This is a genomic window from Chryseobacterium sp. 22543 (assembly GCF_052044565.1).
Classification (GTDB): domain Bacteria; phylum Bacteroidota; class Bacteroidia; order Flavobacteriales; family Weeksellaceae; genus Chryseobacterium.
In genome coordinates this window covers 1,160,610-1,175,666 of sequence record NZ_JBQENH010000001.1, presented here as the reverse complement: position 1 = coordinate 1,175,666, position 15,057 = coordinate 1,160,610, and the positions used below count along the sequence as shown (strand labels likewise).

The 15,057-nt window shown below is 35.0% G+C and carries 13 protein-coding genes; 8 read left to right on the top strand and 5 right to left on the bottom strand.

The window, feature by feature from the left end; translation table 11 throughout:
- Nucleotides 1–30: 30 nt before the first annotated feature.
- Entirely contained in the window at nt 31–666 is a 636-nt protein-coding gene (locus tag ACTJIP_RS05255; protein ID WP_077419008.1) for a peroxiredoxin, read from the top strand.
- Nucleotides 667–763: 97 nt separating this feature from the next.
- On the opposite strand, the gene ACTJIP_RS05250 is transcribed toward ACTJIP_RS05255, so the two are convergent.
- From ACTJIP_RS05250 to ACTJIP_RS05240, 3 genes are all read right to left on the bottom strand, one after another.
- Nucleotides 764–1,354, bottom strand: coding sequence for an outer membrane beta-barrel protein (locus ACTJIP_RS05250; RefSeq protein ID WP_047379061.1), 591 nt, complete (start codon nt 1,352–1,354; stop codon nt 764–766).
- Nucleotides 1,355–1,610: 256 nt separating this feature from the next.
- Complete coding sequence (locus ACTJIP_RS05245; RefSeq protein WP_077419009.1) at nt 1,611–2,126, bottom strand: hypothetical protein; 516 nt, start codon at nt 2,124–2,126, stop codon at nt 1,611–1,613.
- A 96-nt stretch (nt 2,127–2,222) separates the two neighbouring features.
- Nucleotides 2,223–4,460 (bottom strand): TonB-dependent siderophore receptor, encoded by a 2,238-nt coding sequence (locus ACTJIP_RS05240; protein ID WP_440704190.1) that lies wholly within the window; start codon nt 4,458–4,460, stop codon nt 2,223–2,225.
- 181 nt (nt 4,461–4,641) lie between these two features.
- Here ACTJIP_RS05240 and ACTJIP_RS05235 point away from each other — a divergent pair, with 181 nt between their 5' ends.
- Nucleotides 4,642–5,697, top strand: a complete 1,056-nt coding sequence (locus ACTJIP_RS05235) for a Gfo/Idh/MocA family oxidoreductase (protein WP_440704232.1) — start codon at nt 4,642–4,644, stop codon at nt 5,695–5,697.
- A 173-nt stretch (nt 5,698–5,870) separates the two neighbouring features.
- Here ACTJIP_RS05235 and ACTJIP_RS05230 read toward each other — a convergent pair whose 3' ends face one another.
- Nucleotides 5,871–7,766 carry an ABC-F family ATP-binding cassette domain-containing protein gene (locus tag ACTJIP_RS05230; RefSeq protein WP_440704189.1) on the bottom strand — a complete coding sequence of 632 codons (1,896 nt, stop codon included), beginning with the start codon at nt 7,764–7,766 and terminating at the stop codon, nt 5,871–5,873.
- 209 nt (nt 7,767–7,975) lie between these two features.
- Between ACTJIP_RS05230 and ACTJIP_RS05225 the strand changes: the two genes are divergently transcribed.
- A complete protein-coding gene (locus ACTJIP_RS05225) occupies nt 7,976–8,488 on the top strand; it encodes a 5' nucleotidase, NT5C type (protein ID WP_077419012.1) in 513 nt (170 codons plus the stop codon).
- A gap of 145 nt (nt 8,489–8,633) precedes the next feature.
- A complete protein-coding gene (locus tag ACTJIP_RS05220) occupies nt 8,634–10,289 on the top strand; it encodes an alpha/beta fold hydrolase (RefSeq protein ID WP_440704188.1) in 1,656 nt (551 codons plus the stop codon).
- Between the two features lie 93 nt (nt 10,290–10,382).
- Here the strand turns inward: ACTJIP_RS05220 and ACTJIP_RS05215 are convergent, their stop codons facing one another.
- Nucleotides 10,383–11,246 carry a glycoside hydrolase family 25 protein gene (locus ACTJIP_RS05215; protein ID WP_440704187.1) on the bottom strand — a complete coding sequence of 288 codons (864 nt, stop codon included), beginning with the start codon at nt 11,244–11,246 and terminating at the stop codon, nt 10,383–10,385.
- Nucleotides 11,247–11,312: 66 nt separating this feature from the next.
- Between ACTJIP_RS05215 and ACTJIP_RS05210 the strand changes: the two genes are divergently transcribed.
- The 4 genes from ACTJIP_RS05210 (at nt 11,313) to ACTJIP_RS05195 (ending at nt 15,057) form a co-directional block, all read left to right on the top strand.
- Nucleotides 11,313–12,575: an NAD(P)/FAD-dependent oxidoreductase gene (locus tag ACTJIP_RS05210; RefSeq protein ID WP_077419015.1), complete on the top strand. Its 1,263-nt coding sequence runs from the start codon at nt 11,313–11,315 to the stop codon at nt 12,573–12,575.
- Nucleotides 12,572–13,243, top strand: a complete 672-nt coding sequence (trmD, locus tag ACTJIP_RS05205; protein ID WP_077419016.1) for a tRNA (guanosine(37)-N1)-methyltransferase TrmD — start codon at nt 12,572–12,574, stop codon at nt 13,241–13,243. The genes ACTJIP_RS05210 and trmD overlap by 4 nt, the downstream gene beginning before the upstream one ends.
- 379 nt (nt 13,244–13,622) lie before the next feature.
- Nucleotides 13,623–14,558 (top strand): endonuclease/exonuclease/phosphatase family protein, encoded by a 936-nt coding sequence (locus tag ACTJIP_RS05200; RefSeq protein ID WP_077419017.1) that lies wholly within the window; start codon nt 13,623–13,625, stop codon nt 14,556–14,558.
- Between the two features lie 28 nt (nt 14,559–14,586).
- The gene (locus ACTJIP_RS05195) at nt 14,587–15,057 is read left to right on the top strand and encodes an Lrp/AsnC ligand binding domain-containing protein (RefSeq protein ID WP_047379047.1); all 471 of its coding nucleotides are present in this window, start codon (nt 14,587–14,589) and stop codon (nt 15,055–15,057) included.

The following is a 15,057-nucleotide window of genomic DNA, read 5'->3' as shown; positions in this document are numbered from 1 at the left end:
TAAATTTGTAGACTATAAAAGAAACGCATTATGTCAATTAAACTAGGAGATACGGCACCCAACTTTCAGGCAGAGTCATCTTTAGGTGATATCAATTTCTATAATTATCTGGGAGATTCTTGGGGGATTTTGTTTTCACATCCTGCAGATTATACCCCGGTATGCACTACAGAGTTGGGATATACTGCAAAATTGCAGTCTGAATTTGCTGCCAGAGGAACGAAAGTGATTGCTTTAAGTGTAGATGGAGTAGAGGATCATCAAAACTGGGTAAAAGATATTAATGAAACTCAGAATACCAATGTCCGGTTTCCTATTATTGCTGATAAAGACAGAAAAGTTTCAGAGCTGTATGATTTTATTCATCCTAATGCTTCGGTGACGGCTACTGTACGTTCTCTTTTGATTATTGATCCTTCCAAAAAAGTAAGACTGATTATTACCTATCCGGCCTCTACAGGAAGAAATTTTGACGAAATCCTTAGAGTGCTGGATTCTCTACAATTGGTAGATAATTATCACGTAGCCACTCCTGTTAATTGGGAAAATGGAGAAGATGTCATTGTTCCGCCAACGATTTCTACAGAAGAAGCACGCAAGATATTCCCAAAAGGAGTGACGGAAATAAAACCCTATTTACGATACACGCCACAGCCCAATACATGATTTATTTGATTTTTTATAGTTTAGTTTTAATTTGTACGAAAAGCGCCCCGGAATAAAATTCCGGGGCGCTTTCATTTTTTTATAAGTATTTCAGTGATTACTTAACGTCGTTGATGATTTGTTTTGCTTTAGACGTTGGAAGGTAAATCTGGAATCCTAAACCAAAAGTAATTTTGTTAGTATATCCACCGCTTCCGAATCCTGCATTTGCATCATATTTCACTAAACCTTCCAATCCGATGTTTGGAGTGATGAAGTAAGAATAACCAGGCCCGAATCCGAAGTTAAGACCGTTAGAAGAAGAACCTCCTTTAGAGATTGACATCCCTCCAACACCTACGTTACCTTCGAAGAACCATCTTCCGTGGTGAAGCAAGTTGTTTACTCCTTGTTCTCCTGGGTTAAGGTAATAACGCCCTAATGCTCCTACATTATATGTAAAAGTAGTGGGTGCATCTTTAGCTCCTTTGAAGCCTAAATCCACATATCCCCCAACTGCAATATTATCTTCAATGAAATATGCTCCTTTTGGCTGAATTGCAAAGTCGTATCCTGCTCCTTCATTTAAACCAAAATTTGCCCCTGCAAGGTTACCCCCTACCATCCAATTACCTTTTTGAATCTGAGCGTTTGCGGTTGCTGTTAAACCTGCTACGGCTAATATCCCTGTTAAAATAAGTTTTTTCATAATTTATTATTTTAATAATTAAATGTTTATTATTCACGTGTTATAGAAAAAACAATAAATGTGCCAGACTCTTAATTTTAGGTAATTTTTCTAAATAAACGTTAATATTATCAGGAGGTTATAATTCATCTTTTTAACATATTCGCTGAGGATTCCATAATGATAAAGAAAATAAAAGGTGGGTTTTAAAAAGAAAATGATAAAAAAGAATAATAATTTCAAGTGCTTTTTTCCTTTTGTTCAGTTTCCTGATTATTTAAACAAATAAAAGGATTATAGATATGATCAGTCCTGCAATAGTAAACTTGATTCCGCGTTTGAAAGCTTTGGTTTTAGGATTAAACATCCAGAAACTTGAAATTACAAAAAAGAAAAGAGAAACTCCGAAGAATACACTTAGAGGAGATATAGCATCCTTTGACTGTGACTTGTGAAGGGAAACCATTTTATCTAATACGAAAGGTAATTCTTTCTTGGTATACTTTGCTTTTCCGGTTGCACTGTCATAAGTTCCCTGTTTAAAATAAAGAATACTTCCTTCTGTTTTTTCCACCTCAAGACCTTTCATCTTCAGTTCTTTTTTCAGTTCTTTTTCAGAAAGATTGGCTGCAATGTTCTTTTCATATTTTTTTTCGTTCTTCAGAAAATCAGTGTCTCTGTACACCAGAAGGATTCCACTTAATGAATACACGGCCATAATTCCGGCAAGGAAATATCCCAGATAACGGTGCGTAATTCTCATGAAACTTCTTGTGTCTTTAATCTTATCCATATCTTATTGTTTTGTTTTTGTTTTAAAATTTCAAAAGTGGAAACTGCAAAAATGCAATTTCCACTTTTAATGAAAGAATTATTATAAAAAATAATTCTAAAGTCTATATGTCAGCGTGAAATAGTAGTTTCTCGGAGTGATAGGATTCACTGAATAATTTTCGTGAACATTATAGTTTTCGACATCAAACAGGTTGCCCACTTTCCCTTGGATTGAGAATTTTTTCCACTCATACCCTACAGATACCATTACGGTAGTGTAATCTTTTAAAGCAAATGATCTACTGATTCCATTACGCGCACCTAAGCCGGTAGAACCATTTTTAGTATCATTCCATCCAGCTAATCTATCACCGATGAAGTAAGCTCCTGCGCCTACTTTCAATCCCTTTGCAAAACGTGTGAATTTATAAAATACAGAAGCGTTAGCTGTTGTAGCTGGTGTTCTTACCAATCTTTGTTTCTCAACATATCCAAAACCGTCTGGTGTATCAAGATATACAGAGTTGTTGTAAGAGAATCCTCCAATAATGGATAAATTTTCTGTTGGATTTCCAGTGATATCCAATTCAACACCACGGCTTCTCATTTTTCCTGCGAATTCTTTATAGAATGAATCTGAATTAGCCTGTCCATTTGCTAATTGAGGTGCGGTTTGATAATAGTTATTGTAAACAATTTGATATGCTGTCAGGTTTACAGCTAAAGCATTATTCCAAAAATTCTTTTTTACTCCTGCTTCATATTGATCAATAGTAGTAGGCTTTAATGCTTGCTCATAAATGTCTTTTCCAGTATTTTGAGCAAAAGAATTGGTGTAGGTTGCAAATACAGAAAGGTTATCATTTGGCATATATACTAAACCAGCTTTTGGAGAAAATGCTCTGTCTGATATAGCAGTATTTTTTTGATCAACATCTCCAAGGTCGTTTGAAAATGTGTTTTTAGTATTGGTCATTGTTTCTAAATAAGACCATCTTAAACCAGCAATTACTTTAAACTGTTTGGTAAGGCTTATGAAATCCTGAATGTAAATACCAAATCTTTGTGTAGGAATTCTTGTTCTGTCTTTTAAAGAAGCATCAGGCATTTTTCCACTAGCCCAACTTGATGGATCATCTAAATAAAGATTATTATTAATGGCAGAGGTATTACCATTAGTCCCATAAATAGTTGGATTGGTATAAGTGTAGTTATTTTGAACACCATAGTCTCCATCAGTACCAATTAAAACCTTATGATTGATTTTTCCGGTATTGAACTCTCCATTAATATTAACTTGTAATGAAGTGTAATTTTGTTCGTTAAATGTTTTATTTAAAGGTCTTTGCCAGAAAAGACGGTTCGTGTTCTTTTCATATCCCCATTGTACTCTTTCAGTAGAATAGTAGTCCTTAGTATAATTCTGATAAGAAGCTACAGTATTTAATGACCATTTTTCAGTAAACTGATGATTAAAAGTGATGTTGGTAGAAACTTGTTCTACATTTTGATATTGCCAGTCGGCTCCTAAGAAAGCATTTTTAGGGAGTAGGTCATTGATTTTATAACTTCCATCAGGATTGGTGATGGATCCAAGACCGAAATCAGGAGTAAAATTATTCTTAAGATAATCTGCTTCAACGATCAATTGCGATTTTGGGCTTAAATTGAAAAGGAATGAAGGATTAAAGTAATATTTTTCTGATTCTACAACATCTCTGAAACTTTCTGCATATTCGTAAGCTCCATTTATTCTGAAAGCAATATTCTTTGATAAAGGGCCGTAAATATCAACTGTTGGTTTATAAGAATTCCAGCTACCACCATTTAATCCAATACTTCCACCAAAATTGAATTTAGGCTTCTTTGTAATCATGTTGATGATACCACCTGCAGCAGCATTACCAAATAACATTGCATTTGCCCCTTTTAAAACTTCAACTCTTTCCAGACCACTTACTTCAGGAAAAACGCCGCTATTTACTCTTGTTCCGTTTTTGAAGATATTATCATTTCCTAAAATGAAACCACGTCCACCAAAGCTATCCTGAGAATTTCCTCTGGATGAAGTAACATACATTCCGTTTACATTCTGAAGAACATCGCTAAGCTGTTTTGCCTGCTGTTGCTCAATGATTTCGTGGGTAACAATAGCAATAGGCTGTGGATTTTCCATTACCGTCAGGTTTGATTTTGTCGATAATGGTCTTGCCTGGTTAGGATTTCCTGTTTTGTGAAGATTAATATCCTCAATGGTCTGAGTTCTGATGGTGTCTGCTTCCGCATTTTTCATCTGTGAACTCGCTGAAACAGCGATAAATAGAAGACCTAAAGAAAGTAGTTGTCTTTTCATTTTATTTTTATGTAGAACAGTTTTAAATAAGGCGCAAATGTAAGTATTTGTTTAGAATAGATAAAAATAAATTTATGATTTAAATCATATTCTTGCAGCTGATGAGATGGATTATTTCTATACCTCCTTTAGACTGGAGAATAGAGAATTTTTTATGAATATATTTGTTGAAAATTATAATATGCAATTGGTAAAAGCAGGGCTTTGTGCCTTTGGAATGAGTGGAAAAGTATTCCATGCTCCCTTTTTAAAGGAACATCCGGGATTTTTTATATCTGCTGTAGTGGAAAGAAGCAAGGAAGAATCTAAAGAGAAATATCCTGAAGCAACCATTTACCGTTCTGTAGAGGAAATGCTTCAGCATGCAGATGTAGAGCTGGTTATCATCAATACTCCTGTCCAGACTCACTATGAATATGCCAAAAAAGCTTTGGAAGCCGGAAAAAATATTATTGTAGAAAAACCCTTTACTGTAAATGTTTCCGAAGCTGAAGAACTGGTGCAGTTGGCAGAAGAAAAAGGATTGTTTTTAAGTGTGTATCAAAACAGAAGATTTGACAGGGACTTTTTACAGGTTCAAAAGATTTTAAATGATAAAAAAATAGGGAATATTAAAGAAGCTGAAATTCGTTTTGACAGATTCCGTACAACGCCTAGTGGAAAACAGCATAAAGAAAGTCCGGACCAGGTAGGTTCAGGAACACTTCATGATCTGGGAGCACATCTTGTAGACCAGGCTGTACAGTATTTTGGATATCCTGAAAAACTTTTTGCAGATGTATTTTCTATGAAAGGAAAAGAATTCGCAAATGATTATTTCGAGATTCTGCTATTCTATAAAAATGATCTGAGAGTAAGACTAAAAACATCGGTTTTCAGTAAAGAAGGTCACTACGCATATACTATTCACTGCGATAGAGGAACTTTTTTACAGGAAAGAACAGATAATCAGGAAAATGAATTAGTAGCAGGTGCAATTCCTGTATATGGTAAAGAATGGACCCAGCCATTGAAAGAAACGGATGGAATTTTAAACCTCCTGAATGATCAATCAGAAACAGAAAGAAGCCTTACGTCCAGTGAAGCCGGAAATTATATGGATTATTACCAGCAAATCTATGAGCACATTGTGTTTGGATATGCTTTGCCATCTCCGGGAAGAGAAGTTATTCAGAATATGAAAATCATTGATGCTTCCCTGGAAAGTGCAAAAGAAGAAAGAGTAATTAAATTATAAATTATAAATTATGAATTATGAATGGATCAGATCGTCTGAGAGTTTTAGGGTTTGAATGTAACCGGGTTGGAAACTTCTAATCACGACTGCTATCAACCTTGAACCTTAAACTTTGAACCTTAAATTCATTCATAATTCATAATTCATAATTTTTAATTTTTAATTCATAACTATTAAAGGATTTCCTGAAGCTCCAGCCATCTCATCTCATGGTTTTCCAGTTTTTCTGAAACTGTTTCCAGTTCGGAAGAGAGTTTGGCGATCTTTTCGTAATCAGCTTCATTGTTGAGTTGATCCAGAATTTTGGAACGCTGGTCTTCCAGTTCAGGCATTTCCTTTTCTATAGTTTCCAGTTCTTTTTGCTCTTTAAAAGTTAATTTTCTTTTTTTAGAGGCAGAAGCTGGAGCTGTTTCTGTTACAGCAACCACTTCTTTAACGGGCTCAGGTTTTACAATAGTGTTTTTTTCTAATGCTTCTTCACGGCTTCTTGCATCTCTGTATTCTGAGAAATTTCCTACAAAATTTCTGATTTTTCCGTCTCCTTCAAAAGCCAGAACATGATCTATAATTCTGTCCATGAAATATCTGTCGTGGGAAACGATAATCAAAGATCCCTGGAATTGCTGAAGGAAGTTTTCAAGAACCGTTAGCGTAGGAAGGTCCAGATCATTCGTAGGCTCATCAAAAATCAGGAAATTAGGATTCTGATACAAAATATACATCAGGTGAAGTCTTCTCTTTTCCCCACCTGAGAGTTTGGAGATAGGAGAGTACTGAGTCTGATCATCAAATAAAAACAGCCTTAAGAACTGTGATGCAGATAAGCTTCTGCCATTGGCTAAAGGATAGAATTCTGCAATCTCCTTGATAAAATCAATCACACGCTCATCCTCTTTATAGGTAAGACCTTTCTGGGCGAAATAACCGAAAGATATAGTTTCTCCGGTTTCAATTTCTCCCTTATCAGCTTTTTCCAAACCTTGGATAATATTAAGCAGAGTAGATTTTCCTGCTCCATTTTTTCCGATAATTCCAACCTTTTCACCACGTTGAAACTGATAGCTGAAATCTTTCAGAAGAACTTTTGGTCCAAAACTTTTATCAATATGTTTAAGCTCAAGAATTTTATTTCCCAGACGCTTCATCTCAAAATCCAGTTCCAATCCATCTTTTCTGGTATCAGTTTTGGCAACCTTCTCCGTTTCGTAGAAAGCATCAATTCTGCTTTTTGATTTTGTGGTTCTGGCTTTCGGTTGTCTGCGCATCCATTCCAGCTCCTTTCTGTAAAGGTTATTGGCTTTATCAATAGTAGCATTTAGATTCTCCTCACGAATCATTTTGTTCTCAAGATAAGTAGCATATGAACCATTATGAACATAAAGGTTTCTATCTTCCATTTCCCAGATAATGTCACAAACACTGTCAAGGAAATATCGGTCGTGGGTTACAAGCAATAATGTGATTTTTGCCTTATTCAGATAGTTTTCAAGCCATTCTACCATATCCACATCCAGGTGGTTGGTAGGTTCATCCATAATAAGAAGCGTATGTCTGTGTTCGGCTCTTGTTTCCGTAAGAAGTTTAGCCAGCGCTACACGCTTGACCTGTCCTCCGGAAAGGGTTCCCATCTTGGCATCCAGATCAGTGATCTTAAGCTGGGAAAGAATCTGTTTCATTTCATTTTCCAGATCCCATGCCTTATGAGCTTCCATATCAGCCAATGCTTTCTCAATAAAATCAGTATCAGTAGAGTGAAGTGATTGATGATAATTCTTAAGAGCAAGAATAGGTTCTGAATCCAGCGCCATCATAAACTCCTCAATGCTGAGTTTAGGATCATAATCGATTTCCTGGTCAAATAATACCACCTGGATATCTTTGTTGATGATCGCAGTTCCACTGTCTGCAATTTCTTTACCCATTAATATTTTCAGAAGGGTAGATTTTCCACTTCCGTTTTTGGCAACAATAGCAATTTTATCCCCTTCATTGATGTGAAAAGAGATGTTTTCAAATAAAACTTTGATGCCGTAAGATTTGGTAAGATTTTCTACAGAAACGTAATTCATTGGAAATTAATGGTTTGATTTTAATTTTGAATTGAACCGCAAAAATACGAAAATGTAACCTAAAATTTTCCGGAACCTCTTTTATAAAAATGAATATTTATAATTTTTTAATAGAGTTTACAGGCGGGCTGAAAAAACTATTCAGTAAATTTGATAAAACACAATGAATACATTTTTAATAATAAATAATACAAAATCTGATTGAAGTAATGAAAAAAGTAATTGTCGACATGGACGGGGTAATGGCGGATGTATATCATCAGCTGGTACAATTTGAAAAAAGAGATACAGGAAGAGAAATTGAAATCAGTGATTTGACAGGTAAGCCTGAAATAGAATCATTTCCGAATGGAAAAAAACACGTTAATGAAATAGGGTTTTTCAGAACCTTGCCTGTAATGGAGGGAAGCCGTGAAGCAATGGAATATCTGAATAATAAATATGATCTGTATATTGTATCTGCAGGCATGGAATTTCCCAACAGCTTAAGAGAAAAATATGATTGGCTTGCAGAACATTTTCCATTCATCACCTGGGAGCAGATCGTTCTTTGTGGAAGCAAAAAAGTAGTTTCCGGAGATGTGATGATTGATGACTATCCCAAAAATTTAGATCATTTTTCTGGGCAGAGATTAATATTTACCCAACCCCATAATGAACTGATAGAAAACGAGACTTACGAAAGAGTTCATTCATGGGAAGAAGTTATGAATATCCTTTAAAAACAGGGATTTTAAATGTTTTTTAGAATAATCATAAAAATAGCGGAAAGCTTTAAATGAATTTTAACTAAAGCTAGATTAAATTTAATAAGACGTTGTGAGAACAGGCTGTTTAAAAGAAATAAGTTTGCATCAAACTTTTAACATGAAAAAACGTAATACCTTATTCTTCCTTTTGTTGGCTTCTTCCTTCCATGCACAGATTATTTCCGGAACTATTATTTCTAAAAATGAAAATCAACCTGTTTCTTATGTGAAAATCGGCGTTGAAAAGAAAACAACCGGAACGATTTCTGACGAAAAAGGAAATTTTTCAATAGATCTTTCCAATCTGGATCCGCAGCAAAAGGTAAGAATCGAAGTACCTGGATATGACATTTATCAGGAAACAATCCAGGATTTTAAAAAGCATGATCAACAAAAAATATTTTTAACAGAGAAAACTAAAAATATTAAAGAGATAACCATTAAACCTAAAAAACTTGTTGATAAAAACTGGGGAGTAAATACAAAAACAAAAAGCGTCACGTACTCTGTTAATCCGGAATTTGACAAGAAAAGTTTTTTGGGAGAAACGGCTTTAGAATTCAATGCTAAGAAAAGATCTAAGCTTAAAAATATCAATCTGAATATAGCCAGCTATGTTTCTACCCAGCCGGTTTTAATGAGATACAGTATTTACAGTGAAAAAAATGGTTTCCCGGACAAAAATATTCTTGAAGAAGAGATTACTGTGGAACTTACTGAAAATATGATCAAAGATGGAACTTATACACTGGATGTCAACGATCGTAATATCTGGGTTCAGGGAAAATTTTTTATCGGAATACAGTTTTTAAAAGATTTTGATGGCAGAATTAAAATAAGTGCCGCTTTATTCAGAACCGGATTTATAAGAGAATTTTATGGAGACTGGCAGAAAATGACCATTGCTGCACCAGCGATTAATATTGATGTAAAAATGGATAAAAACGGAGACAATAATCCAGAAAACGAAGGCGGGTTTGTGGATGACAGCGCTGAAGCACTAATGCCTGATGTATCAAAATATGTTCAGGAATCGGAGCAGACGGTATATGGTCAGAATGCAGCTGCCGGGAAATATCTCAAACTTCAGGATACAGACCTTTATTATGAGATCTATGGTGAAGGAGAACCATTGATTCTGCTTCATGGAAATTCCGGAAGTATAAAAGATTTCTATCAGCAGATTCCTGTTTTATCAAAGCAGTACAAAGTAATTGCAATAGATACCAGAGGACAGGGAAAAAGTATAGATTCTTCAAAAAAGGATTTTACTTATAAAATGTTTGCTGATGATGTAAAGGCACTTATTGATCAATTAAAATTGAATAAAGTAAACATTACCGGCTGGAGTGATGGCGGAAATACAGGTCTTGAATTCGCTCTGAAATACCCGGAAAGACTTAATAAATTAATAACCATCGGAGCAAATGCTTTTCCTGATGGAGTAGATGATAAACTTACCGATCATTTTGAAAATAAAATGCTGGTCATGAAAGCACTGAAGGATCCTAAAAAGTTTAATGAACAAAGGCTTCTGAATATCATGCTGACACAGCCTCGTATCGCCAGAAAAGATTTAAATAAAATTGGAAGCAGAGTGTTGGTGATCGCCGGAGATAAAGATGTTATTAAACCAGAGCACACTGAACTTATTGCCAAAGAAATTCCTAATGCGGAACTCAAAATTTATAGCAATGCTACCCATATGATTCCTTTTGAAAATACTGATCAACTCAATACAGATATTCTGAATTTTTTAGGGGAAAGCAATTAAGTTAAAGGCGGGAAGTGGCAAGATGGAGGCTGGAAGTTATATCAGTCAGAATATATACTCCCATCTTCCTGCTTCTACCTTCCTTTCTTGTTTCTAATCCAGAGTTAGCCTTCTTAGCGACCAGGAATTACCATTATAAATATCAAGATCCACTTTGGCGTTGATGCCATGCACAATTCCGTTTTCTGTAAACTGCCAGAAATCCCACTGGTCATCGGGAGACGGAGACGGAACATCATTGTAATTGGCCAGCCATAATGGATAGCCTTCAAATTCACCTTTCAGAAAATCTTTATGATAATGATAATAGGTGTAAATGATAGGTTTTTCACCATAAGCCTCCTCTACAATTTTGCACCAGACTTTCAGATCTTCAATCAGTTTTTTATTCGTTTTACGTTTTGGAATTTTTTCAATATCAAGAATAGGAGGGAGATCTCCGCTTTCAAGTTTTACGTTTGCTAAAAAGTTGTTGGCTTGAATAACAGGATCTTCGTCAGCTCTGTAAAAATGGTACGCGCCACGGATAAGATCATTTTTTTTAGCCATTTCCCAGAACTCCTCAAAATGCTTGTCGGCACTTCGGTTTCCCATCGTAGCACGCATTACGACGAACTCCAGCGGAATGGTTTTGTTACCAATGCTGAGACTGTCCCATTTGATATCTTCCCTGTTCTGATAATGAGAAACATCAAAACCATAGGTCTTATCAAGGTTGCTCGTTAAAATCCTCTGAATTCTTGCGGCTTCTCTTTCACTGTTGTGGAGTTTCTTGTGGGTAAATTTGTTAAAGTACAATGCGTAATAATAGCTGATGGATTGCTTTAAATAAAAGCCGGTTCCGATAAGAGCTACAATTAAAATAGCCAATATTACCTTTCTGCGGAAAAAATAGTTCTTCCGTCTTGTTTTATGGAGCTGTTTGGCAGTTTTTTTGGTGTACTTTTTTGGTGTCATAAAGTTTTGCAAAACTAACTTTTTTCACTGCTAAATGCTAAAATAAAATCAGTAAATTTGTGTATTATGGAAACACGCGAAAAAATCATCATTATAGGAGGAGGATTTGCGGGGCTGCAGCTTGCAAAAACATTGAATAACAAGAACAAAAAAGTAATCGTTCTGGATAAAATGAACCATCATATGTTCCAGCCGCTTTTTTATCAGGTAGCCTCAGGAAGGATAGAACCTTCCAATATCTCTTTCCCTTTCAGAAAGATTTTTCAGCAGTCCAGAAACACTCAGTTCCGTATGACAGAGGTGAAAGAAATAGACCCTGCTAGCAATAAAGTAATTACCGATGAGGCAGAATTTACTTATGATAAACTTATCATTGCAACGGGCTGTAAAACTAATTTTTTCGGGAACAAAGATCTGGAAGGAAAAGCCTTCGGAATGAAAAATACCCAGGAAGCCATCAGCATAAGAAATCATGTATTGATGACCTTTGAAAAACTGATTATTGAAAAAAGCCGAAGCGATGACGGAAACTGGAATATCGTTATCGTAGGAAGCGGACCTACCGGAGTAGAGCTGGCAGGTGCTTTTGCCGAAATGAAAAAAGACATCCTTCCAAGAGATTATCCCTACATGAATTTTGACCATCTGAAGATTATTCTGGTAAGTTCCACAGAAAAGCCACTTGCGGTAATGAGCAGTGAAGCACAGGAAAAATCTGAAAAATACCTCAAAGACCTTGGGGTGACTTTTATGAGTGGAGAAGTGGTGACAGATTATGATGGAGATAAAGTACATCTTAAAAGCGGGAAAGAAATAGCTTCCAATAATGTAATCTGGGCAGCCGGAGTTACCGGAAATGTGGTAGGAGGTTTCCCCGAAGAAAAATTAGTAAGAAACAGATATATTGTAGATCGATATAATAAAATAAAAGGATACGATAATATTTATGCTATCGGAGATATTGCCTATATGGAAACTCCAAAATACCCACAGGGACACCCGCAGGTAGCAAACGTAGCCATTAATCAGGCAAAAAATTTAGGTAAAAATTTATTAAAGAAAAGTCAGAACGAGTGGAAAGAATATGAGTATGATGATAAAGGTTCACTAGCGACTATAGGGAAGCACAGAGCTGTTGTTGATTTACCATTTATAAAATTCCAGGGATTTCTGGCGTGGTATTTCTGGATGTTTCTCCATTTAATGCTAATTTTGAGCGTTCGAAATAAGCTGGCTATATTCTTCAACTGGATGTGGAGCTATATCAACAAAGATTCTTCTTTAAGATTAATTATTCTACCTACTAAGAAAAACGAAACATTACAATGAGAATTGACATAATAAGCGTACTTCCGGAATTGATGGAAAGTCCATTCAAAACTTCTATTTTGAAAAGAGCAATGGATAAAGGGCTGGCAGAAGTACATTTTCATCAACTGAGAGACTGGGCTGTTAATAAGCACAGGCAGATTGATGATGAACCTTACGGAGGCGGAGCAGGAATGGTCATGATGATTGAGCCGCTGGATAAGTGTATCTCAGAGCTTAAGTCGCAGAGAAACTATGATGAGGTAATCTACCTTACACCGGATGGGGTTACTTTAAATCAGAAAATAGCCAATTCACTTTCTATAAAAGAAAATCTGATCTTTCTTTGCGGCCACTATAAAGGAATAGACCAAAGAGTAAGGGATCTCCATATCACAAAAGAAATTTCAATAGGAGATTATGTTCTTACCGGAGGAGAACTGGCTGCCTGCGTTCTTGCAGACTCTGTCATAAGACTGCTTCCAGGAGTTTTAAATGATGAACAGAGTGCCTTAACGGATAGTTTTCAGGATGATCTTCTTTCACCGCCCATTTATACCAGACCTGAAAGTTATAAAGGACTGGATGTGCCTAAAATTTTACTGAGTGGCAATTCAGGAAAAATTGAAGAATGGCGTCATGATGAAGCTGTAAGGATCACCAGGGAAAAACGTCCCGATTTATTATAGTCAAATATTGTTGAAATTTATTTAATTTTTATCCGCTTTGAATTCCGTTTGTCATGAAGATAAATGGAATAATATTTGTTGTAGATTTAATAAATGTGAAAAATATTAATATTTCTAATTTTAAATTAAAAATTTATTTCTATTATTCTGGTTTTTACGTATTATCTCAATTTTGATTAATGTGTTAAAACTCTCCAATAATTGAAAAATTAATTTATTATAGCTGATTTCATTGGTATTTTTTATTATATTTGAATCGTTTTTTATAGGAAATTGATTCGCTTTTCTTAAGTTGAATCAAAGGAATTTGAAAAAACAATAATTTTACATCTTAAGAAAAAAAGAACATAATAAATTAAAAGTATAGAAATTAGTGTAGATGGAACTGTTCTCTTTTTATAATGTTGAAAATTTATTTTTACCCGATCCGAAACCTGTCCACAAATTAGATCCTACCCGGTCAGGATTAAGGAATTGGGATGAAAAAAGATATAATAATAAGCTTTTCAAAATCTCCCATGTATTTCAGTTGATGAAGGAGGATAATGGTGTAATGCCATTTGTAATAGGATTGTCTGAAGTTTCCGGAAGGAAAGTACTGGAAGATCTTGTGGAGATGGAACCCTTTGATTCGCAATATGGAATTGTACATTACAATTCTATGGACGAAAGAAAAGTGGATGTAGCCATGTTGTATGATAAAAATAAAGTAGAGGTAATAGATTCAGAAACCATTACTTTCTTTTTTGAAATAGTAAACAAAAACACAGGAAATTACGACACAACCAGAGACGTACTTTTTTCAAAAATTAAATATAAAGGGGAAATTATTAATGTCTTTATCGCCCATCTTCCCTCTAAGCGAGAAAAAGATATCAATAAACCTAAAAGAGCCTTTATATTGAATGAAATCCGGCAACGGATTATGAAAATTGTAGATGCTGATAAAGAGCATGTCATATTGTGTGGTGATTTTAACGAAAACCCGGATGATGAAAATTTAGTACAGATTCTCTATAACAATGACCATGAGAAGGTTTTAATGAATCCTTTTCAGCAATTGTTTTCTACAAGAAATTATTCTACTTTTCATTATAAATCTGGATTGCTGTATGATCAGATCATTATGTCAAGATCTTTGCTTGATAATAAGACGCTGAGTTTTCAGGATGCCCAAATATTCAATTCTGAAAAAATCCGCAGCAGAACCAGAAATTTTGAAGGACGGCCTTTCCGAACTTATGCTGGTACAAGGTATTTGGGAGGATATAGTGATCACTTTCCGGTTTTTGTAAAATTTAAAAGTTTACAGTAAAAAAACATAAATAATAAAAAAGTAGAAAATGAAAAATTCGAGCAACACAAGCTATCATTTAGATTCTATTGACAAGGAAATTATCTACATGTTGATGGATAATGCTAAAACTTCTTTAGCCCATATTTCAAAAAATGTTGGGATTTCCACAACTGCAGTGCATCAAAGAATCAAAAAACTTGAACATGCAGGAGTTATTGAAAATTCAATATCATTTCTTAATCCTAAAAAAATAGGATATAAAGTGATTTCCTACATTGGTGTATTTCTGGATCAGCCAAGCCATTATCCAGAAGTGGTAAAATCTTTGCATGATATAAACGAAGTAGTGGAAGCCCATTACACAACAGGAAACTATACCATATTCCTGAAAGTTCTGTGTAAAGATAATGATCACTTAATGCAGATCCTTAACAAGCTGCAGAAACTGAAAGGAGTAACAAGAACAGAAACCTTTATATCTTTAGAACAAGGTATTTACAGACAATTGAAAGTATAA